The 21,614-nt window shown below is 56.3% G+C and carries 20 protein-coding genes and 3 pseudogenes; 12 read left to right on the forward strand and 11 right to left on the reverse strand.

What is annotated here, in order from left to right; translation table 11 throughout:
* Window positions 1-26: 26 nt before the first annotated feature.
* A complete protein-coding gene (locus KF947_RS10120; protein WP_227406163.1) occupies window positions 27-629 on the forward strand; it encodes an exopolysaccharide biosynthesis protein in 603 nt (200 codons plus the stop codon).
* Window positions 630-880: 251 nt separating this feature from the next.
* Here KF947_RS10120 and KF947_RS10125 read toward each other — a convergent pair.
* Window positions 881-1,444 (reverse strand): annotated as a pseudogene (locus tag KF947_RS10125) (CorA family divalent cation transporter); the annotation flags it as partial.
* A 65-nt stretch (window positions 1,445-1,509) separates the two neighbouring features.
* On the opposite strand from KF947_RS10125, the gene KF947_RS10130 reads away from it, so the two are divergent.
* The 3 genes from KF947_RS10130 to KF947_RS10140 all read left to right on the forward strand — a co-directional run bounded on the left by KF947_RS10130 (window position 1,510) and on the right by KF947_RS10140 (window position 2,952).
* Entirely contained in the window at window positions 1,510-2,088 is a 579-nt protein-coding gene (locus tag KF947_RS10130) for a YqhA family protein (protein ID WP_153844200.1), read from the forward strand.
* A 53-nt stretch (window positions 2,089-2,141) separates the two neighbouring features.
* Window positions 2,142-2,606: a hypothetical protein gene (locus KF947_RS10135; RefSeq protein WP_227406164.1), complete on the forward strand. Its 465-nt coding sequence runs from the start codon at window positions 2,142-2,144 to the stop codon at window positions 2,604-2,606.
* A gap of 115 nt (window positions 2,607-2,721) precedes the next feature.
* On the forward strand, window positions 2,722-2,952 hold the full coding sequence (locus KF947_RS10140; RefSeq protein ID WP_227406337.1) for a TerB family tellurite resistance protein: 231 nt from the start codon (window positions 2,722-2,724) through the stop codon (window positions 2,950-2,952).
* 34 nt (window positions 2,953-2,986) lie between these two features.
* Here KF947_RS10140 and KF947_RS22180 read toward each other — a convergent pair.
* The 3 genes and pseudogenes from KF947_RS22180 to KF947_RS10155 all read right to left on the reverse strand — a co-directional run.
* Window positions 2,987-3,262: pseudogene (locus tag KF947_RS22180) on the reverse strand (magnesium transporter CorA); the annotation flags it as partial.
* A complete protein-coding gene (locus KF947_RS10150; RefSeq protein ID WP_227406165.1) occupies window positions 3,262-4,353 on the reverse strand; it encodes an FAD:protein FMN transferase in 1,092 nt (363 codons plus the stop codon). The pseudogene KF947_RS22180 and the gene KF947_RS10150, both read right to left, overlap by 1 nt.
* 8 nt (window positions 4,354-4,361) lie before the next feature.
* Window positions 4,362-5,162 carry an undecaprenyl-diphosphate phosphatase gene (locus tag KF947_RS10155; protein ID WP_023006435.1) on the reverse strand — a complete coding sequence of 267 codons (801 nt, stop codon included), beginning with the start codon at window positions 5,160-5,162 and terminating at the stop codon, window positions 4,362-4,364.
* Between the two features lie 373 nt (window positions 5,163-5,535).
* On the opposite strand from KF947_RS10155, the gene KF947_RS10160 reads away from it, so the two are divergent.
* Both KF947_RS10160 and KF947_RS10165 read left to right on the forward strand, forming a co-directional pair.
* Window positions 5,536-6,855, forward strand: a complete 1,320-nt coding sequence (locus KF947_RS10160) for an IS1380 family transposase (protein ID WP_227406166.1) — start codon at window positions 5,536-5,538, stop codon at window positions 6,853-6,855.
* Window positions 6,856-7,080: 225 nt separating this feature from the next.
* A complete protein-coding gene (locus KF947_RS10165; protein ID WP_227406167.1) occupies window positions 7,081-8,427 on the forward strand; it encodes an IS1380 family transposase in 1,347 nt (448 codons plus the stop codon).
* A gap of 302 nt (window positions 8,428-8,729) precedes the next feature.
* Here the strand turns inward: KF947_RS10165 and KF947_RS10170 are convergent, their stop codons facing one another.
* Window positions 8,730-9,698: a chromate resistance protein ChrB domain-containing protein gene (locus KF947_RS10170; protein WP_153844159.1), complete on the reverse strand. Its 969-nt coding sequence runs from the start codon at window positions 9,696-9,698 to the stop codon at window positions 8,730-8,732.
* An 80-nt stretch (window positions 9,699-9,778) separates the two neighbouring features.
* Here KF947_RS10170 and chrA point away from each other — a divergent pair, with 80 nt between their 5' ends.
* Both chrA and dmeF read left to right on the forward strand, forming a co-directional pair.
* Window positions 9,779-11,155 carry a chromate efflux transporter gene (gene chrA, locus KF947_RS10175; RefSeq protein ID WP_227406168.1) on the forward strand — a complete coding sequence of 459 codons (1,377 nt, stop codon included), beginning with the start codon at window positions 9,779-9,781 and terminating at the stop codon, window positions 11,153-11,155.
* Between the two features lie 201 nt (window positions 11,156-11,356).
* Window positions 11,357-12,316 carry a CDF family Co(II)/Ni(II) efflux transporter DmeF gene (gene dmeF / locus KF947_RS10180; protein ID WP_227406169.1) on the forward strand — a complete coding sequence of 320 codons (960 nt, stop codon included), beginning with the start codon at window positions 11,357-11,359 and terminating at the stop codon, window positions 12,314-12,316.
* Here dmeF and KF947_RS10185 read toward each other — a convergent pair.
* On the reverse strand, window positions 12,307-12,582 hold the full coding sequence (locus KF947_RS10185) for a metal-sensing transcriptional repressor (RefSeq protein ID WP_085919469.1): 276 nt from the start codon (window positions 12,580-12,582) through the stop codon (window positions 12,307-12,309). The genes dmeF and KF947_RS10185 overlap by 10 nt on opposite strands.
* 58 nt (window positions 12,583-12,640) lie before the next feature.
* Between KF947_RS10185 and KF947_RS10190 the strand changes: the two genes are divergently transcribed.
* The 3 genes from KF947_RS10190 (at window position 12,641) to KF947_RS10200 (ending at window position 14,687) form a co-directional block, all read left to right on the forward strand.
* Window positions 12,641-13,066: a hypothetical protein gene (locus KF947_RS10190; RefSeq protein WP_227406170.1), complete on the forward strand. Its 426-nt coding sequence runs from the start codon at window positions 12,641-12,643 to the stop codon at window positions 13,064-13,066.
* 94 nt (window positions 13,067-13,160) lie between these two features.
* Complete coding sequence (locus KF947_RS10195) at window positions 13,161-13,856, forward strand: HupE/UreJ family protein (RefSeq protein WP_413614129.1); 696 nt, start codon at window positions 13,161-13,163, stop codon at window positions 13,854-13,856.
* 15 nt (window positions 13,857-13,871) lie between these two features.
* A complete protein-coding gene (locus KF947_RS10200; protein WP_227406172.1) occupies window positions 13,872-14,687 on the forward strand; it encodes a hypothetical protein in 816 nt (271 codons plus the stop codon).
* Between the two features lie 130 nt (window positions 14,688-14,817).
* On the opposite strand, the gene KF947_RS10205 is transcribed toward KF947_RS10200, so the two are convergent.
* From KF947_RS10205 to KF947_RS10225, 5 genes are all read right to left on the reverse strand, one after another.
* On the reverse strand, window positions 14,818-15,714 hold the full coding sequence (locus KF947_RS10205; RefSeq protein ID WP_227406173.1) for a hypothetical protein: 897 nt from the start codon (window positions 15,712-15,714) through the stop codon (window positions 14,818-14,820).
* 518 nt (window positions 15,715-16,232) lie between these two features.
* Window positions 16,233-17,321 carry a TniQ family protein gene (locus tag KF947_RS22205; protein WP_227406174.1) on the reverse strand — a complete coding sequence of 363 codons (1,089 nt, stop codon included), beginning with the start codon at window positions 17,319-17,321 and terminating at the stop codon, window positions 16,233-16,235.
* Window positions 17,321-18,205: a TniB family NTP-binding protein gene (locus KF947_RS10215; RefSeq protein WP_085919473.1), complete on the reverse strand. Its 885-nt coding sequence runs from the start codon at window positions 18,203-18,205 to the stop codon at window positions 17,321-17,323. The genes KF947_RS22205 and KF947_RS10215 overlap by 1 nt, the downstream gene beginning before the upstream one ends.
* Entirely contained in the window at window positions 18,202-20,130 is a 1,929-nt protein-coding gene (locus KF947_RS10220; protein ID WP_227406175.1) for a Mu transposase C-terminal domain-containing protein, read from the reverse strand. Before KF947_RS10220 ends, KF947_RS10215 begins: the two co-directional genes overlap by 4 nt.
* Window positions 20,123-20,803, reverse strand: a complete 681-nt coding sequence (locus KF947_RS10225) for a TnsA endonuclease N-terminal domain-containing protein (protein ID WP_085919475.1) — start codon at window positions 20,801-20,803, stop codon at window positions 20,123-20,125. Before KF947_RS10225 ends, KF947_RS10220 begins: the two co-directional genes overlap by 8 nt.
* Before the next feature lie 141 nt (window positions 20,804-20,944).
* On the opposite strand from KF947_RS10225, the pseudogene KF947_RS10230 reads away from it, so the two are divergent.
* A pseudogene (locus KF947_RS10230) lies at window positions 20,945-21,607 on the forward strand (ATP-binding protein); the annotation flags it as partial.
* Window positions 21,608-21,614 lie beyond the last annotated feature (7 nt).

A 21,614-nucleotide genomic window follows, 5' to 3' on the forward strand; every position in this document is an offset into this window, starting at 1 on the left:
CTTTACGAGACGGGAACCATTTCGCCATGAGCGGTGACAACTCAAGCCTGGCTTCTGCATTGCGTGTTCTGCCTGACCGTTTGCCAGCTGGGCGTCCGACGCTGAATGATATCCTGAGCGCTCTGGGGGATCGTGGACTTGGGCTCGTTCTATTAATTTTTTCGATCCCAGCCATTATTCCGACACCAGGCATTCCAGCTGGCATGATATTCGGCTCGGCGCTTGCGCTGCTCGGTGGGCAAATGGTGGTCGGTGCACAGCGTGTCCGCTTGCCGTCTTTCATCGCTCAGCGGCGTATTGGGCAAGAAGTGCTGCGCCAAGTCTTCCAGCGCGCTACGCCACTTATAGATAAGCTAGAACGCCGCCTGAGCATCCGTCTGGCCGGGCTGATGTCCCCTTTGGCCATGCGAGTTATCGGAGGGGTTATTGTTGTTATGGCGTTACTGATTGCATTGCCCATCCCATTTGGAAATACCTTGCCTGGCTTGGCGATTCTGGCTCTATCGCTAGGCCTCGCGAGGCAAGATGGGATTGCAGTATTGGTTGGTATGAGCCTTGCGGTATTGGCTAGTGGTGTCTCTGTAGCACTGTTACACGGCAGCCTGAGGTTGTTCGATATGATTCACTGATGCGTGCGTAATATTCAATACCACCAAGCACAAGCAGAAGGCGCCGCAGACCAAGGTGTCCCCCGTTCCTAGGCAAGGCCACCATGACCTACAACAGGGGTTTCCCCGAGTCGAGAAGAACTGCGGCGTCGATCTATCAACCTTCTAGGGAGATTAAGTCTTTGGTGGATCAGAATGGATCGTCAACCATTTAATCAGGATACCCAGTTTAAATTCTTTAACGATTTTCACCTACGGCTCGCTTCCTTCCATCAGAGCCATCCTTTACGTTTAAAGTACCAATACGGTGCGATGCCTGACATAACCATCAGCCCCAGTGCCCAGGGATAGCCGAGCAACCACTTCAATTCCGGCATGTAGTCAAAATTCATTCCATAGATGCTGGCAACGAGAGTAGGCGGCAGGAACACTACGGCAGCAATCGAGAAAGTCTTGATGATTTGGTTTTGTTCGATATTAATAAAGCCCTGAGTCGACTCCATCAGAAAGTTGATTTTATCGAACAGAAAAGTGGTATGGGACATGAGAGTCTCGATATCGCGCATAATCTCACGTAGGCTTTCCGACTGCTCCGGTTGGGTTTTTAGATGACGCAGCAAAAACGAAATATCCCGTTGGGTGTCCATGAGGCAAAGGCGGATTTTTCCGTTGCTGTCCTCCAGGCGGGCCAGTTTGCCGATGGCGTCTTCCAACTCCGACTCCTCGTCCTCTAGAACCATATAACTGATCTTTTCCAGTTGGCGATGCAGATCTTCCAGAGCATCGGCATGGTTCTCCTCTTTCTGCTCCAACAGCGTGACCAACAGGTCTTGTGGGGATTGCACTTCCACCTGTCCCTTGTGCTATCTTGGGCCTCGATCTACTATCGCAAGGAGCCCTCATGAGCCAGCCCACCCCTCCCGAACCTCGACCCGATACAGCGGTGCCTTCCACCAGCGGCAAGCGCTATGAACGCATCTTCGAGCGCTTCCTGTGGAACAGCCGGCTGCTGGTGATGCTGGCGGTGGTGCCGAGCCTGCTGGGGGCACTGGTGCTGTTCATCATCGGTACTCTGGATATTCTCAAGCTTACCGTGATCGCCGCGACCTACTACCTGGTCGGCGGGCAGCCCAATATTCACGAGACGGTGGTGCCGAGCGTGGTGATGGCGGTGGACATCTACCTGGTGGCGATCGTGCTGCTGATCTTCGGCCTGGGGGTGTATCGGCTGTTCGTGTCGCCGATCGAACCGGCCGAGTCGCACCCGGCCTCGAACCCCTTCAATGTCTCGTCCTTCGATGAGCTCAAGGACAAGATCGCCCGGGTGGTGATCCTGGCGGTGATCATCGAGTTCTTTCGCGCGGTGGTGGATATCACCTTCGAGACACCGCTGGATGCCATCTACCTGGCGCTCTCGGTGCTGGCCCTGGCCGGGGCCCTCTACCTGATGAGCCGCGCTCACAAGCATCATCGGGAGTAGGCTCGCCGACGCTATGGCACAATACTCCTTTTGTTGTTCGACAAGGATCGCCAATGGCGTATGTGCTGGTGATGGGCGGTCTCGCCCTCTCGGTAAGCTTTACCTTGGGCTGGGCGCTATGGCGTCTGGGCCGTGCTGCCTTGGGCTGGTTGGGCGGTGGCCCCGCGGCGGGCAAATCGAAGGTCAAGCCGCGAGCCCGCAAGCCTGCGGCGAGGATGCCGGCCGCCAGCAAGGCGGCGACCCCGCGTAAGACGAGCACCCGGCAGTCGGCCAAGACGCCCAGCGAGCCCTGGGCACTCACCCGCTGGCTGGCGGCGCGTCACTCCCTATTACCCCTGGCCAGCCTGGCACTGATGCTCTATGCCCTGGGGCGTGTCGTGGTGTTCGGCCTTCAGCACCGTCCGGTGGAAGCGCCGGCATCATTCCCCCAGGTTGTCGACGTGGTGGGCTGGACGGCGGCGGCGCTGCTGGGCCTGGCGCTGCTCTCCCTGCTGGCACGCTGGCGCTGCCGCGATTAACCCCGCCCCCTTGGGGTCAGACCCCTCAATCTACTTAGGGGTCTGACCTCGACGGGCTGGCGAACCCGAGAGCGGCTGGCAGGTCCCAGCCTTAGCAAAGAGAAAGGAGACACCCGTGTTAGCCAATATCCAGCGATTCTTTCAGGAGATGCTCGCCGAGGGGGAGGGTGGTGCCGGTCTCGAGGCGCCGAGCCTCGAGCTTGCCGCGGCGGCTCTGCTCTGCGAGGTGATGCGTGCCGACTACGAGGTGACGCCGGAGGAGCTCGACACCCTGCGCGCTCAGCTGCGCGACCATCTCTCATACGTAGCAGGCGGAAATCGGCCAAATCTCCTTCACGAATGGTGATCAAGCAATTTTTTTGAAGGATACAGGCAACGGATACGGTTGTGTGGCGACCCTCGCTTTGGGCGAGAAACAGTGAGTGGACGTGGATACCGGCCTGGTCCACGAAGCAGCGGGCCGAGGTTTCAATCTCTTCCACTTCATCCGGTTCGGGCAACTCGGTGCACAGCATGTGTTGCAAGAGAGCACGTTCGTCTTCATCCGGCTCGTGGGCATCAATCCAGTCGGCTTGGATCAGATGGCTACCCAACTCCTCGAGGGGGCATTTAATTTCGTGGATCAGGCCGTTTTCAATTTTAAACAATCTCAACATCAGTGGATCTCTATTGTTTTCAGTGATTGCCAGCGATAGGTTGCGGCTTCTTCGAACTGGTTATTGTGTGTAGTGATGAACAAGGCGGCGATACCATTATCATCCGCGGCCGGCATACCGGATTCCCGTCCCAGGCAGAGAAGGGCCGTGGACCAGGCGTCCGCTAGGGTTGGATTGTCATTGATGACAGTGACCGAGACCGTGTTGTGAGTGACCGGTTTGCCCGTGCGGGCATCCAGGACATGGCTGTAGCGCTTGCCCTGTTCATCGAAGTAATGGCGGTAGGTGCCCGACGTCATAACGGAAACTGGGGCATCCTGACGGATGGTGAGGGCTTTTTGCACCGAATGACCACCGGGCAGAGGCCTCTTGACGCCAATACGCCAGGAAGAACTGTCCGGCTTATGCCCCCGGGTTTGCAGCTCTCCGCCAATCTCCACGAGATAGTTCTGTATCCCAGCAGCTTCCACTACGGTGGCAACCCGACCAACGCTGTAGCCTTGAGCAATGGAGGAAATATCCACATGAATCTGCGGGTCGGTTTTGCGCAGTTGGGTGGGTGTCGGGGTTTCTAGTTTGCTAAAACCGACGTGTTGTAGCTGCTGCATCAGGGTAGCCGGATCCGGTGGTGTCAGCGTTTGGCCCGAGAATCCCCAAAGATCAAACAATGGTTTGATGGTCAGGTCATAGCACCCCTGGCTGGCTTGACTGACCTGCTTTGCGGCTTCTACCAGTTCGACGATCTCGGAGCCGTCATCAATCGGAGCGGTAGTCTCCGTGGCGTTAAAACGTTCAATATCTGAATCCGGTTTGTAGTTCGACAACGAGCGATCCAGGCGATTGAATTCAGCATCGATCCGTTGCTGGAGCGCGTTAACGTCCACGCCTTCAGATTGCCAGACGCTGACATGCCAAGTAGTGCCCTGAGCGGCACCACTCAGCTTATGCACCTGATTGTCGAATGAATCACATCCTGATAGCACCGAAGCGATGGCAAACACTACAGGCCATTTAAGCCTCATGCTGACCAATCTGGAGGCTTTCCCAGCTATTGTGCCAAGCCCCTGAATAGCCACTGAAACAATTACCATCGTACTCCTTATCTCATCAGAACCCAGTAAATCAGGGCAGCCAGCCCCAGGCGATAGACCACATAGGGCCACATCCCAAAGCGGTTGAGCCATTTCAGAAAAAAGTGGATGGCTGTTAGCGCCATAGCGAAGGAGGTCAGTCCGCCCACTAGGAACGCGATCCAATCCACTGCAATATCACCAGTGGCCACCTCCAGCAATTTGGCGGAAGCGGCCAGCGCGGTAATGGGAATGGCCAGAAGGAAGGAAAAGCGAGCTGCTGCCTCTCGACTGAGGCCTAACATCAACCCAGCAGTGATGGTCACACCCGAACGGGAGGTGCCGGGAACGAGTGACAGTGCTTGGGCTGCACCGACTAACAGCACATCTCTCCAGGTCAATGTGGTGATCTTCCGGCTCTGTTTGGGACACCAATCCGCCCAGCCCAGCAACAAGCCAAAAATTAACGTGGTGAAAAAGATGATCGCGACAGAACGCAGTTGGGTGTCAATCAGATCCAGCAAGAGCAAACCGGCCAGTGCAGCTGGAACGGTGCCGATAACCAGGTAGCCTGCCATCAGGCCTTGTCCGATAAAGCGTCGCTGAATCAGCGAAGTAACGCTGTCCTTGGTCAAATCTCCAACATCGCGACGAAAATACAACATCACGGCGAGTAAAGTGCCCACATGTACCGCTAAGTCAAAAGCGACACCTTGGTCAGCCCAGCCAACCAACACCGGAGCCAGAATCAGATGCGCGGAGCTGGAAATCGGCAAAAATTCAGTGATGCCCTGAATGATGCCCAACCAGAAGGCCTGAACTACTTCCATCAAACCTCCCACGCCAATGTTTCGTCATGGCAAGCGGGAATGTGGGGACAAAGTTTTCTTTGCCTCATAGGGATTGCGTTTCCTTTTTGTTGATGAAATAAGTGCCTTTGGGCAGCACGTGTTTGTAAGGCAATAATGAGTTGTGTGCCAGTGTGTCGTCGTCCACCGTTTCGCCTTGGTTTTTCAGTTCGTCCACGATGTTGCTGTTGCTGGAGATTTTCCAGTACTGGATGCACCCTAAACTTAATCCTGAATCCGTGAGACCGGCCCCCGGAAGCACTTCTAACCTGGATATTGCATAAGACATGAAAAAGGCGGCTGAAAATCGGTTATAATTCAAGCTCCTACACAAGAACCAACCGCCTCAGCCGCCATGACAAAATGTACCACGCCGTCCGCTTCCTTTCCACGCTGCAAAGGCCGTCAGGTCATCGCCCGTTTCGATGGCGGTGATCTCACTTCCGACGGCGGTATCCTGCTGCTGCGGCAGCTCGATCGCGAGATGGGCCTGACCCGCGCCGTCGCTCGCCGGCTCAGCGACGAGCGCGACGCTCAGCGCTGCCTGCATCGCACCGAAACCCTGGTCCGGCAGCGCGTGTTCGGCCTGGCGCTGGGCTATGAGGATCTCAATGACCACCAGGCCCTGCGTCACGATATCGCCCTGCAGACCGCCGTCGATACCGATGGCGTGCTGGCCAGTCAGTCCACCTTGTGCCGCTTCGAGCAGCAAGCCGACCGGGACTGGGCGATCACCATCCACGAAGAGATGATCGAGCAGTTCATCCGCTCGTTCCGGCGGCCACCCAAGAAACCGCTCTACCTCGACTTCGATGCCACCGACGATCGGGTGCATGGCCAGCAGCTCGGGCGGCACTTCAACGGCTACTACAACCACTACATCTTCCTGCCGCTGTTCGTATTCTGTGGCGACCAGCTGCTGGTCAGCTATCTGCGTCCGGCCTCGCTGGATGCCGCTCACCACGCCGGTGCCATCCTCGCCCTGTTGGTCCGGCGGCTGCGCCAGGCGTGGCCTGAGGTGAAGATCGTCTTCCGAGGCGACAGCGGCTTCTGCCGTCCACTGATCCTCAACTGGTGTGACCGCCACGGCGTCGATTACATCATCGGCCTCGCCGGCAACAAGCGCTTGGCCAAGCTGGCTCTGAACATCGACTACGCGTCGGCCATCCGCTTCGAGAAGACCTGGGAGAAGGAGCGTGTCTTCGGCTTCATCGAGTACGCTGCCAAGAGCTGGAAGGAGCGTCGACGAAAGGTCATCGTCAAGTCCGAGACCAGCCGGCGTGGCTTCAACACCCGCTATGTGGTCACCAGCCTGCGCGGCTGCAGCGCCGAGTGGCTCTATGACCACCGCTACTGTGCTCGGGGCGAGATGGAGAACCGTATCAAGGAGCAGCAGTTCCTGTTCTCCGACCGCACCAGCTGCCACGAATGGCGGCCCAACCAGTACCGACTGCTGCTGTCGGGGTTGGCCTACCTGCTGCTGGAGCGGCTGCGCCGGGTCTACCTCAAGCGCACCGCCTTCGCCCAGGCCCAGGTCAACACCCTCCGCCTGAAGCTGCTGAAGATCGGCGCTGTCATCACCCGCAACACGCGCACGATTCGGCTGATGTTGAGCAGCCAGTACCCGGAGCAGGACCTCTTCCTGAAGCTGGCCAGCAAGCTGGTGCCGGGATAGCGCCGCGGCGTGCTGTCCCCGGCACAGAAAACACATGGGGGTAGGGGGAAATGCGCCTTGAGCTCAGGAAATTGATCAATATATAGCCAACTTCCAGCTCTGGGCGGCATCATCGCCACCAAACCTGGCATTTGGGTGCTGCTGACCAACCCGATGCAACATCCGGGCTAACCCACTGACCTGCATGGCAATATAGCCATTATCGCCATTCACCCAGACAGTGCCATGCCCAACATAAAGTTCCGCGCCAGTCGCCGCACCCTCACCAGCCACGCCGGGCTGTCCATCATCGGGCAATGCTTCGAGATCGCTGGCGTCGACAGCATCGACAGCCGCTTCCCCACCACGCTGGGCATGCGCACCAGTGACGTGATCAAGAGCTACCTGGGCCTGCTGTGTCTGGGCATGAGCGACTATGACGCTGTCGAGAACATCCGCCGCGACAAGCCCTTCCAACAACTGCTGACCCTGCAGAAGGTGCCGAGCGCGGCGACGCTGCGACAGCGGCTGGAGAAACTTGCCGCCAACGACCTGCAGGCGCGCACCGCCACCTGGTCCACGACCCTGCTGTCACTGATCGAAGCACCGATCACCGCCGAGACGACGCACGTCTGCCTGGACATCGACACCTTCGTCATGGACAACAGCAACTCGAAGAAGGAAGGCGTCTCGCGGACCTACCAGAAGGTCGATGGCTACACCCCGATCGCCGCCTATCTGGGCAACGAAGGGTGGTGCCTGGGTCTGGAACTGCGGCCTGGCAAGCAGCACACCATGAAGGAGAGCAACGCCTTCCTGGAGCGGGTACTGCCTCGCGCCCAATGCCTGACCAAGCAACCGATCCTGTTACGCGAGGACAGCGGCTTCGACAGCCAGGCGCACCTGGCGCTTCTCGAACAGCAACGCCAGGTCTTTGCCGACGAGGGGCGCCGGCTCGACTATGTCGTCAAATGGAACCCGCGCGGCTCGGCCACGGCTGATCGAGATACCTGGCTGGCGGTGGCGGCGGACTACTGGGAAGAGCTGCGTCCTGGCAAGCGCCAGGCGCTGTGGCCGCAGACCGTCTCGATCCACGACGACAACAAGACCGAATATGTCGTCCAACGCGTGATGCGCCTGGTAGAGCGCACCGCCGATCGCGATGGCCAGTTGCTGCTCGAACCGGACTATGAGTTGGAAGGCTGGTGGACCAGCCTGGACGAGGCGCCGGAGGCGGTGATCAAGCGCTACCAGGCGCATGCCACCCATGAGCAGTTTCACAGCGAGATCAAGACCGATCTCGACCTGGAGCGCTTGCCGTCCGGCAAGTTCGCCACCAACGATCTGATCCTGCATCTCGCCCAGTTGGCCTACAACATCCTGCGCCTGATGGGACAGCTGGGCATGACCGGCGAGCTGAGCCCGGTTCGCCACCCGGCCAAGCGGCGCCGGCTGCGCACCGTGCTACAAGAGTTGGTGCACCGTGCGGCTCTCGTGATTCACAAGGCACGGCAGATCATCCTCGACTTCGGGCAGGATATCGGGCGCATGACGGTGCTCAAGACGCTGCGGAGCCGACTACGTTATCCATGAGGAACGCCATGCTGACCGTCAATCGGCGACACTCTATCCACAAGCAGTTCCAAGCGAAACGCGATCGCCAGATATGTCGTGCCTGGCGGGTGGAAAGGCATGACAAAACGGGCCGTCAGCACCGATCAGCACGGTGGGTTTTGGCAATAACGGGCTTGCGAAAGCCAACTTGCACGGGGCGAATGATCAAAAAGTGCTCGCTGGCGGTGATAGGGAAAGTGTCGGCGCCGGCTTCACGGATTCAGGTGGTAGAGCACAGCTCATCTGTGTTGTGTGACAGCTTGTTCACTATTAGCGCATGCTCACTCCCGGCCTGGGTCTCCTGCCAAATACGCCTGGTAAAGGTCATCAAACAACATATCGGTATGTTGCAGTAGGGCATCATCGTCGTCACAACGCTCCTTGGCCCCGGCCAGCATAAGTTTTAGCCCCACGGCCTCCGGCACGGGGGTGCCCCCCACATCCAAGTAGTGGACTAGCTCCGCAATTCTGCTCAAACCTGTCTGCGACTCAAGGCTAAAACTCGCGAGCAGCACTTCAAACGTCACCTTGTCATCAACATGGGTGAAAGGGGCTCCATCAAAATCAAACCCCAGCGCGTCTTGCGGACACTGGTTTGGATGCTCAAGCCACACGAAGCGAGCCTCGGGATCAATAAAGCGCTTGATCAACCAAGCCGATGCTAGCCTGTCCACCCAAGGGCGACAGCGCGTGGCCCACGATCTCCCACGAAATGCAGCGTGATCAAGCCGCGGGATCTCGGCTTGGATCGGCTGGGGCTCGTCTGGCACAAAATAGCGATTAAAGACGGTCTCCGCCTCTGCCAAGGCCATAATGGCGCGCTCGCTTTCTGACCCTGGAAAAAAATCGATCTCCACAATGCCTTGTAAACGTCGTTGCAACTGGGTCAATTGACGCTGCGCTTCTCGCTCCTCCAACTGAGGGCATGCCTGCTGCCACTCAACCACCGCCGCCCGTAAGGCTTGAAAATCTGGCTTTCGATCAAAGAGCGAAGGCAACGCATCGACGCTATCTATGGCTGAATCGTCTACCTCGATCAACAGCGCGTTACCCCCCAGCTCCCGAATAGCGCCGACTTGCTGCTCCAGCGCTTCCCTTCGCGAGGGGCTAGTAGGCAGTAAGTACACACCATCTCTGAGTACCACGGCACCTAAACCACGAAGCGCCCGCCAGATCCTCATACGGGGCGTGCCCGCCCGCCCACTGAGACGCATGATCAGGATTAACCAGTGTTGTACGTTATCTGTCATACCGCCTCTTTCGTTGTATGTATAACCTAACTGTTATACATTCTACAAAATAACACCCCTACATCGCTAAAGAGTGTGCCATGCCGCCCAACATTGAGTCGCCCCATCAAGTACCGTTCCGTGAGGCCGTTAGGGTCTGGTTACGAATCGCACTATTGAGCTTCGGCGGCCCCGCCGGTCAGATAGCGGTGATGCATCGCATCCTTGTCGAAGAAAAAAAATGGATTGGCGAGCGCCGTTTTCTGCACGCACTTAACTACTGCATGATGCTGCCGGGGCCAGAAGCGCAACAGTTGGCTATCTATATCGGTTGGCTGATGCATCGTACCAAAGGTGGCTTGGTGGCGGGCAGCCTCTTTGTGTTACCTGGCTTCATCGCCATTCTGGCCCTGAGCTACCTGTATGCAGCTTTGGGCAATGTGGGGGCAGTTGAGGGGCTCTTCTTTGGTCTAAAAGCGGCGGTGCTGGCCGTGGTGCTTAACGCTGTCGTCCGTATAGGCAAGCGGGCACTAAAAAATCAGATAATGCTTGGCATCGCCACTGCCGCGTTTGTCGCCATCTTCTTTTTTGAGGTGGCGTTTCCGGTGATTGTTCTAAGCGCGGCCCTTCTGGGGTACTGGGGAGGGAAGCGTGGCATGACAGCCTTTCAGGTAGGAGGTGGCCACGGTGATGCCGACGAGTCAGTGCTTAGCGACCGAGATTCCCTACTGGGAAAAGGGCTGCCTGCCCATGCACGCCCCAATCGCCAGTGGTCGCTACGCATGTCAGGCACGTTACTCCTATTGTGGCTAACACCGGTGGTGGTGCTATTGGCCCTATTCGGCAGCGAGAATGTGTTCAGTCAGATCGCATTCTTCTTCAGTAAGATGGCGGTGGTGACCTTTGGCGGTGCCTATGCGGTGCTGGGTTACGTCACTCAAGAGGCGGTGCAAAATTATGGATGGTTGGCACCGGGCGAGATGCTGGATGGCCTGGGCATGGCGGAGACGACACCGGGCCCGTTAATTCAAGTCGTGCAGTTTGTTGGGTTTATGGGCTCTTATCGTGAGGCCACAGGCCTTGATCCCATGTTGGCGGCAACGCTGGCCGCATTGCTGACCACGTGGGTAACGTTTGTTCCTTGTTTTCTTTGGATATTTTTAGGGGCTCCCTATGTGGAGCGTCTACGTGACAACCGCGCCTTAAGCGCTGCGCTGTCCGCCATTACCGCTGCGGTCGTCGGGGTTATCCTCAACCTAGCCATTTGGTTTGGACTTCACGTTATCTTCGCTGACGTAGGCGAATGGCACGTGATGGGGGCACGACTTTTAGCGCCGAACTTAGCGTCCCTCGATTTACTGGCGTTATTACTGGCGGCAGGCGCGATGGTCGCGATTTTTCATTTCAAGGTGGGCATGCTCAAAGTGCTGGCAGGGTGCGCGCTTATTGGTGTCTTAGCGTCTCTTGTGGTTTTTTAGCCAGCAGTCACCCGCTGATGGCGTTTCCGGCTCGCCTGTATCGCCTTTTGTGTTTTGCTGTGCTTGCTATCGCAAGTCCGGTTGTGAACCCACCTGATCTCCACTAGTATCCCACCTATCCCCCCAGGGGGGATAGGTGGCGTCGCAATGCTCGATAGCGCATACGCTGAACATGTTCTTCTTCCATTAGGTACGCTAGTCATGCCTCACCATCGCCTTGACCAATGGCAGCACGATCATACGTTTGGCCAGAACCATAAACGCTCCGGTGAGTTGCGGACGCTCATTGTGGTCGGGCTGACCCTGGCCATGATGGTTTGGGAAATTACGGCGGGGGTGATCTACGGGTCAATGGCGCTGCTAGCCGATGGGTTGCATATGGGCTCCCATGCGGTGGCACTGGGTATTGCCGCCTTTGCGTATGCCTATGCCCGTAAGCATGCTACGAATGACCGGTTCTCGTTTGGCACCGGAAAGGTCAACGCGCTGGGGGGATTTACCGGCGCGATACTGCTGGCCGTGTTCGCCCTTTACATGGTGATAGAAAGCGTGGGCCGCTTTATTCAACCCGTTGAGATCTCGTTTAACGGGGCTATTTTTGTCGCTTTCATCGGTTTGGTGGTCAACGGTATTTCTGCTTGGATATTAGGCGAGGCCGGTCATGATCACCATCATGGGCACGATCATGACCACAGCCATCATCATGACCATAATCGTCGTGCTGCTTACCTGCATGTATTGGCGGATGCACTGACGTCAGTGCTCGCGATTGTGGCTCTGCTGGCGGGTAAATATGCGGGTTGGGGTTGGATGGACCCTGCCATGGGAATCGTGGGCGCTATCTTGGTCACCCGCTGGTCATGGCAGTTGCTTAAAGAGACATCGACAGTACTGCTGGATCATCAGCATCAATCGATGGAAAACGCCATCAAGCAAGCTGTTGAGAACGATGATGCCCGTGTTACTGATCTTCATGTGTGGTCGATCGGCCCCAATATTTATGCCGCTATCGTCTCCATCGTGGCCCATGAACCCGAGTCGCCCACGGCTTACAAACGCCATATCCAGGCCCACTGTTCCTCTCTCGTTCACATCACGGTTGAGATATTGCCCTGTGAGGAAGACCAGAGCGCTGGCCTGGCGTTAGCTCCTCACAGATAACGCGCAATCGCTTTGAAATCGTCGACATGGTGTTGCTGTTCCGGTGAGAGCGGCCTAAGGGCGTCATCCAGACAGTGCTCAATATGGTCATGGATCAATACGCGCTTAGCCTGCTGGACAGCTTTCTCGACCGCGTGGAGCTGCTGCGCAATGTCAAGGCAGTGACGACCCTCTTCCATCATGTGCGTCACGCTTTGTAGATGGCCGCGAGCGCGATTGAGCCGCTTGATGATATCGGGATGCGACTGGTGGGTATGCGGTGTCATGTTCTTTTCCTTTTCATTGTTTCTATCCCCCTAGGGGGGATGGCAATCTATTGGTATCATGCTGCCAACGCTCGCGCTGAAACAGCATGTGTTGCTTGGTTATCACTTTCACTCTGGTTGTTTTATCATGCTCCATCGGCTGCGCCACCGTCTTGGCTACCTTATGTTCTTACTATTGTTCTTGCCGAGCCTGGTCATCTCCAGCCTCGGCGAGGCGCAAGCCCATGGGGCGGCGAGCGTTGCGTCGTTTGACCACAAGAGTGATCTAAGCGGCCATGGGCATACCCATGGCCACATGCATGAAGACGGTCGCCAGCTCCCTCATGAGAGCGGCAGTCACTTCCACGAACAAGCGGATCGGTTGGGGGCGAGCATTGCCCTGGCACCCAGCGTCCGTCATGCCCTGCGGCTAGGCGAACGACACGCTTTTCCCCTGCGTCGTGTCTACCGCTTGGAGCGGCCTCCACGGCCAGTCGTCGCTTGATGACTGGGGCCATCCATCCGATGGCCAAGACTAATGACAGACCCGTGGAGGTTGCATGTTTCCATCCCAAGTAAGGGGTGCGCTCGGCTTGCCTATGATGGCCCGACGCCACGCCTTAGCCTTTCTAACCCTGCTGTTAATGCTACTGGGCGCCAGTGGTGAGGTACTTGCTCACGCGGTGGCTGAAGGTGACAAGGGCTATATTCAAGAGATCTATGGCGTTCATCTGATCTCGTTTATGTATCTCGGTGCCAAGCACATGGTAACGGGGTATGACCACATTCTGTTTTTGCTAGGGGTCATCTTTTTCCTCTACCGAATGCAGCATATCGCCATTTACGTCAGCCTCTTTGCCATCGGTCACTCGACGACGATGCTGTTAGGGGTGTACTTCAATATCGGCATCAATAGCTACCTGATCGACGCCATCATCGGACTCTCCGTTGTCTACAAGGCGCTCGATAACATCGGGGCGTATCAACGTTGGTTCGGCTTTCAGCCCCACACCAAGGTCGCCACGTTGGTGTTCGGTCTGTTTCATGGCTTTGGCCTGTCGAGCAAGATAATTGAGTACGATATCTCGTCCGATGGTCTCGTCCCTAACCTCCTGGCATTCAACGTAGGCGTAGAGATCGGCCAGCTACTGGCATTGAGCGCCATTCTCATTGTGATGGGCTTCTGGCGACGCACGACGGGCTTCTTACGCCACGCGTATACCGCCAACGTCGCCATGATGTGTGCTGGTTTTATGCTGGTGGGTTATCAACTGACCGGCTATTTCATTGCCTAATTGAGGGAGTCCCCGATGTATAATACTGATCTTCCAACCCGTGCCGAACTGCCGTCAACGGGTAAGTTACTTCGCTCTACGTTGATGGCAGCCGTTATTGCCGTCGCTTTGCTGATCACCGTCGTGCTGCCTGCTGAGTACGCCATCGACCCCACCGGTGCTGGGCGCTTGTTGGGGCTGACTGAGATGGGAGAAATCAAGACCCAGTTGGCTGAGGAAGCCGAGCTCGATCAGGCCAACGACCAAGCCAGTGTCCAGCAGGCTTCTCAACCTACTGCATCTCAAGAGACCGTCAGTGATCGTCAGCCTGAGGCAACAAGCAATGCTGATGCGCAAACTTCCACTTCGGATGCAGAGATGGCTCCCCAAACAGCCAATTCAGCCTCAGCGAGTGATCCAGTCGCACCTTCACCCACTGAGCCTGAAAGGGTGATGACCGACGCCAGCGTGGCTCTGGCGGAGGCATTAGCGACTGAGGAAGCCACTTCCCAGACGGCGCAAGCGGAAGAAGCATCTCCATGGAGTGATGAAGTAAGCTTTACTCTGACGCCAGGGGAAGGCACGGAGTACAAACTCACCATGCAAGAAGGGGCGGTGGCTACCTTTGCCTGGGTATCCGAAGGTGGCCCCGTCAACTTTGACACGCACGGTGATGGCAATGGGAACTCCATTAGCTACGAGAAAGGCCGTGGTGTGCCCGAAGATGAAGGTGAGCTTGAAGCTGCTTTCACTGGCAATCACGGCTGGTTCTTCCGTAACCGCAATGACAACGACGTGACCATCGTCTTGCGTGTTGGGGGGGACTATGGGGAACTGAAGCAAATGCTTTGATATCTCACCTGAACCGCCCCGGCCAATAGGCCGGGGCGGTACACCCATAACGCATCTAACGACAAACAACAGGGTTTACACTTATGTGTGCTTTGGTGCTTGTTAACGTATCAATAAGGCATCTGAGCCCTTATGCAATAGGCAGCCAGTAGCTCACACCCTTCATGCTAACCCGTACCCCGTCTCCTGAATGTTCTATGGTCTGTTGACGGAGTGCTTTTTTAGATACTTTCTTGTCATGAAAGTATTCCATGGCAGTGACGACCCACCGCTCCTTCCACTCCTCCCCTTGATCAGCGGACTTAGCCATTTGCATCATGGTGCGAGCCAACTTTTCTTTTCGCCGTTTTCTTGCCCGTTTCTCATCCACCCTAGGGGTCAGTGTGGTGGCATGTTGGCGATTTAAGAAATTGGTAAACCCCGTCACCGAGGCTGCTTGTCCGGGCACCGCACTCAAGTAACTGTCCACATCGCCCTGGTTAGGTAGCCGCTGTCCCTCTCGGTCAGTATTGAGTAACAATGCGGCTGCTGCGCTTAGTGCAAAGCGTGCGGACGTATGCGACGTTCTGCCCGCCTCAATACGTGCTTCCAATTGCTGCCAATAGGTTTGCAGCACGCCTTCTGATAACGAAGCGGACGGCATGGAACTGAGGCACGCCTGAATACGCCGTTTCTCCGAGCTGATGCGCTTGGCCTGATGATCCGGCTCAACCCCTTTCTCTTCATGCAACCAGCGCATAGGGAGCCTCACACGCCGCAACCCCTCAGCCCCAAAGTGATGGAGCAGTTCCGTATAGCTTGGTATGCGTGACCATGCCTGGTCGAGCTCCAGGAAGAACGATAAGAAATGGTTGATCTTGAGGGCAGCCTTATGCGGCCCCGTGGTGCGAATCAACCATTCACCAAACTCCCCAAATGCCTCACTTAACGCTTTGGCACTGATACCAGCTTGGCCAATGGTGATCCGCTTACGACATGTCCGCGTCCAGTAGCAAGGCTCACAAGCATCGCCTCGACCCGATGGCATAGGATGGCCACACGATGGGCAGGCAACCTCACCTTGCTCATAACAGGCTTTGCACAACGCATCCCCGTTGGGTACCACCACCAATAAACGATGTCGACGACACGCAGAGCAGGTACCGTGGTCTGCAGTCGCACAGCTTGGACATAAGCGATGATCATGACCCATGCGAGTCACCCGGGTAAGACGTTGAGACGGCCTCCCACACGCCTCGCAGGGTTCCGGCTCTCGAAAATAGGGAGCACATGCGTTGCAGACAGGGCCGTATGGAGTAACCTTGCCGATGTTGTAGTCTGAGCTGGCTTTTCCACATCTTGCGCACGGCTTGTCGACATCACACTGGCGACAGACGGCTTCTGGGTCATTCTTCGGCAGGCGGGCTAACTCACCGCATCGTGGGCACATCCGTCGCTTAAACACCCGGGCATAGCAGGTTGAGCAGTAACCATGCCCCTTGTGGCGTCGCCACAACTTGGAGACTTCCCGGCCACACTCATCGCAGCCGACCGTTTGGTGTTGATTCAAAAGGTTGGCTCCGCTTTCATTCTGCGTTTTAAACGCGCCCAAGAGGCTCTAACAGCACGTTCCGACGTAGGGCGATGATCCGGTTGAACGCGGCGGCGATGTGGCCCATGAGGGTGATGAGATAATCGTGACAACATTGGCAACAGCACAACGGGGGGTGACTTTCGGGGATCATGAAGCGCGCTCGTTTTCACATTGAACGCGACCAACGCATTGAACGTTTCCTCAACGCCTATGCTCACTAACCGCTCAACCCGCGCTAATAAAGCACGACGCTCGCTGACAGGCAACAGCTCAAACGCTAACCCAGACAAAGGCATCCGGCTATCCGTAACCGAAACGCCCAATGACAGAAGCGCATCGCCGAGGGGTGACGAAGGCCGCCGACTTGCACGCCGTACAACGCCAAGAAAGAAGGTCACCATAGAAAACCAATCGGCGGGTGCGATAGAGGCCTGCCTAAACGTCACGTTATCCGTTTTTAAAACACGATCCGCCATCACTTGGAAACTGAACGCTTCAGGTAAATGCGACGTGTGCACCGCCTTTCTAAAATCGTCATGACACCGGCTGCACTGAGCTAAATGTTGATCTTCCGCTGACAGGCGATGGGGCTCTATCGGGGCCTTACATGCTGGGCACTCATCTATCAGCTGCACCCCATGAAAGCGGCACCCAGTGTGCCAAGCGAATCGCCATTGTCGGCGCAAGTAGGGGGTTGAGTCCTCTGCCAAGCACAACGTGCATACCTGTTGTCCTCCATGGCGGGTTCGATTTCGGCTGCCGAGTGCTAACAACCAGGGCCAAGTCCGCGTTTCCGGTAATGAGTAACCGACCACTTTCTCACAATCGTCCCGCATCCCCGCCTTCTGAAACTCAGCAGAAGAGATCCCCGAGGCATTGACTAATGGGCGCATTCTTACGAAGGGAATTTCCCTGTCAATATCCCTCGTCCATATACGCCATGTTGGCCAAATAGCCCCGGTGAGCGACAAAGGATCACATCCCTGCCTCAACGCCGCCCGAACGAACCATGAGGAAAGGGACTCCTCAGGCAACAGGGGCACACTCAGCGCCCAGGGCATTACAGCATCACTTCCCTAATGCCACGGGTTGGTCGCACCCACGATTTACTCTGGATAATTTTCTCATCGATACGCTCAGCCCCGGACAGAATAGCGGCATTGGCACACTCAATCAGCAGCCGGTGAAGGTCACCAAAATTGCCGCCAGAGATCGCGTGAAGCTGGGTAGCCAATTGTGGCTCATGTAACTGGGAGGGGTGTTTGAGCGGCAGGATCTTCTCAAAGCCAGCGAGCAGCTTCTGAAACTCCTGATTGAGCTCCCACTTGGGTAACGCGACCACATCAAAGCGACTCGCATGCTGCGGGTCTGAATGCAGCACCCGCACGGCATCCTGCGTGCCCACGCCAACGATGGGAATCATTAACTCATTGCACAGGAGCTTAATGGCATTCATCGTTTCTCGCTGTTTGACGGCACCACCGGTTAGCAATGAGTGAAACTCATCAATGATCAGCAGGCGCGTATGGCAAGCACGCAGTTGATGAATCACCTGGTAGCGCAGCTTGGGAACCGGGTCAGTAGGTCGGTAGGGAGCCCAAAAGCTCTCTAGCACTGCGATATACAGACTTTTCTCATCGGCACTCGGTGGGGCTTGGGTGACAATAACTGGCTTCACTGGTTCTACGTCTTCATTCACGTAGCCCTCACCGTACTGTTTACGAAACCGTTGAACGATGGTTGTCTTTCCGTTGTTGGAGTCACCCACGATCAAAAGATTGGGCATACGAGGGCGACTAGGCTTCTCCATCAGCCCACGCATGACCTCAATGACGCGATTGGCCAATGGATACCCCAACCATCGCGGTTGATCCATAAACTCCATTCGCTCTTTAGCGGACAGCCCCAAGACATGACGAAGATCAGGATGAAGGTGTGTGCTCATGCTATGTCCCAGTTCACATCGATATCACCCGTTAAAAGACCGTCCCCCTGAGCGGGTGACTCTTGAGGGGCCGCGGTTGAGGGTGCATTTAAAAGAGGATCTGCCGGCGTCACCTTTTTCTCATGCTCTTTACGTCGTTGCGCCTGGCGGCGACTTCGCTTGGTACGCGCTTGCGACTCCTCCACATGGGTTCGCAGCTCACTAATAGCGCGTAGAATTTCAGACTCATTCACCGAGTTCCTGCCTTCCTGGCGAAGGCGTGCCTTAGCTTGGGCATACTCCCACACACTCATCGAGGGGAGGGCAAGGTTGGCAAACGGAACGCGAAAATACTGCCCAAGCTCAGGGTCTTTGAACCAAATGACGCTAATGTCGCGAGGATCACGCCGAAAAACAAAGGTTCGTTTCTTACTTGGCGTATCTGGATCTTTGGCATTGATCCACGGCCTTAGCGCCTCATCGTAATAGTTCATGCCATCGATGGTCACACCAAAGGTCTGGATTGTGCGCTGAAAGCTGGGCAAAAAATCAAGCAATACAGAGAGCCTGTCAGCAGGCCTTGGTGCTAATCCCACCCCCTGCACGTCGGCATTGCCAAACACACCGATTTCCCACTTCTTCATCGGGGACATGCCAATTCCAGAATGAAGCCGCTGGTGGTAAACCTTGCAAATCAACGTCACCAGCCACTCTTCAAACTCGCTTTTCGTCATGGCCGCGTGCTTCTCTGGATCGTACCCCTCTTTCTCTTTAATGGAGGAGAAGGTCGTCCCAGGCAGGTTATGGATTTCCTTGAGAAGAGAGCCCAGTACCCGCTCAATATGACCACCATAACGAGGCTGCTTAACAGGCCGAAACTCAAGATTGATCCCATAGGCTAGGCATGAGCGCCGAAACGACTCTGAGCGAAAATCTGGGCCGTTATCGACATGAATCGTGGCGGGTGTGCCCCATACCGGCCACTCAGCCTCCACGTTATGCAGTAGCAGCCACTCATCTTTAGGAAGCATGGAGTGCGCCACACACATGCCTACGGATGTTTCAGAGGGCGGGTCAAACGATAAGTAATACCCCGTGACCACGCGGGTACACACGTCCATGGCCAACGTGATCCATGGTCGACCAATCGGTTTGCGATACACGTCATCGACCAAAATAATATCGGCAGGCGTATGGTCAATCTGCATGACGGCTAATGGATAATCCGCATTGGGAAACTTCCCGGCAGCCGGCTGAAACTTATTAATCGCTTTTTCTCTAAAGCCATGCCCACGCAATCGGTCGCGCTCTGGGATGTCGCGCAGACGAGAACGAACAGTACCAGGGCTCGGCGGGTCGATGCGCCGCTCATGGCAGCGCCGCATGACTTCCTGTACCGCTTTTTGTGCGGACGGACGCTGCAACGTCAAATACACCTCTTTGATGACTTCCTGAATCACCGCCTCGGCATGCGCGGGTATGCGCGACTTCCCCTTTTTCCACCCTGGCTTTTGAGGAATCAATGCGAGCACCGAGCCCGTCGCTTTATACCGCTTCAACCAACGGTAGATCGTAGCCGTATCAACCCCCGTTTGTTTAGCACGCTCCTCCGCTGCATCCCTCCCCACCGTATGGCGATCCACCAAGGGCTTAATGATGGAAAAGCGATGCTCGGCCTCCCGCCAATCGGCATCCCCAATCTCGGACATATCCTGCTCAGGGGGTACAGACCCGCTATTGAGAGGCGCTAGTTCTTTGATGCGAAGCGGGCAACTACGCCCGGACTCAACGGCAATGCCAATGACCGTCTCAAAATCGAGCACCTGGGAAATTCGGTAAACGGTGCCATCTTTCTGAACCTGCTCACCCACCATGATCTGCAAGTGTTGGCGTGTTTGGGCGACGCCGTTATTGGGTTCAGTTGCGCTGCCACGATGATTATTCATGATCGGGTACCCATACCTCCGATAGAGGACTGAAGGATTGAGCCATATCGCAATCTAGCTGCCGGGTCGCCAGCAGATGCCATAAATGCGCAATCCCCTCTGCCCGGTAAATATCGCCCATGAAGTGCCGAGAAAGCAGGTAATCCAAGGTCGCCACCCCCATCTCCCTCACCGTATTGAGCACTGCCTGGCTTTCGACAGAGGGAAACACCATCCGCTTGTAGCGCGCTAGGAAGGTAATGTTGTCCAAGGTCTTATCACGAATGCGGCTTTCATCATGAATGCGAAACGCCCAGCCCTCATTGTTGGCATGCCGCATAGCCGCCTTCCATTTAGGCGACCATTCACGCCAATGTTCTTGCCACTTTTCCCGTGGTTTGACCTCCACCAGGAGAGGTTTCGGGTAGTCCTTGTAATGACGGTTACCGAGACGGTAATAAACCAAATAATCCGGCGTGTAGGTGTAACGCCTACCGGTCACTGGATGATGAAACGGGATCTCGCACGGCTGGGAAATCACACCAAGGACGCTCACATCAAAGTCAGCCTTGATGAGGAAATCACGTTCGAGCGTCGACTCGAACGCAATAGACTCCTCCCCGCGAAAGGCATAGTAGCCAGACACACTTCGTCGGGTAGGGCCAATTTTACGAACGGATGTAGGCAATGGCATGGGCAGTCGCACCAAATATTGAATAAAACATGACCTGTCGCAGCAATTACTATCAATTCTGTCGCATTCAATCCTGCACAGACTACCATAATAGCCCGATAATACGCGCTGAGGGTCGCATTAATTGCTGAAAATGACAGCGGCTCAAAACCCAAACCCGGTGAAATCTCTCTCGCTCACCATGGTGTGCTGTTTTTGGATGAACTGCCGGAGTTCTCCCGCCATGTGCTAGAGGTTTTGCGCCAGCCGCTAGAAACAGGAGAGATCCATTTAGCCCGCGCCAGTCATGAACGTCGCTACCCTGCTCAATTTCAGTTAGTAGCCGCAATGAATCCCTGCCCCTGCGGCCACTTAGGCGACCCGCGCCAACGCTGCCAGTGTACCGCCAGCCAAATCCAGCGTTATCAAGCACGGCTTTCCGGGCCACTGCTAGACCGTATCGATCTGCAAGTGGAAGTGCCCGCGCTGCCGCCAGAGCAGCTCACCGCGCAAACCCAAGGCGAGTCGTCAGAAGCCGTGCGCGAGCGGGTGATGGCAGCCCGAGAACGTCAAATGGCCCGTGGCGCGCTAAACAGCCAGCTCAGCGGCAAGGCCCTGGAGGCCGCCTGCGCGCTTAACGATGAAGAGCGCGCTTGGCTGGCGGGTGTGCTGGAAAAGCTCAAGCTCTCCGCCCGCGCCTACCACCGCGTACTGCGCGTAGCCCTGACCCTGGCCGACCTTCAGGGCGAACCCAAGCCCACCCAGCCGCACCTTATTGAAGCGATTGGCTATCGGCAGTTGGATCGAATGCTGAAAGGTGCGTAGCATTGAA

It is taken from the genome of Halomonas sp. FeN2, assembly GCF_020595105.1.
GTDB lineage: Bacteria > Pseudomonadota > Gammaproteobacteria > Pseudomonadales > Halomonadaceae > Vreelandella > Vreelandella neptunia.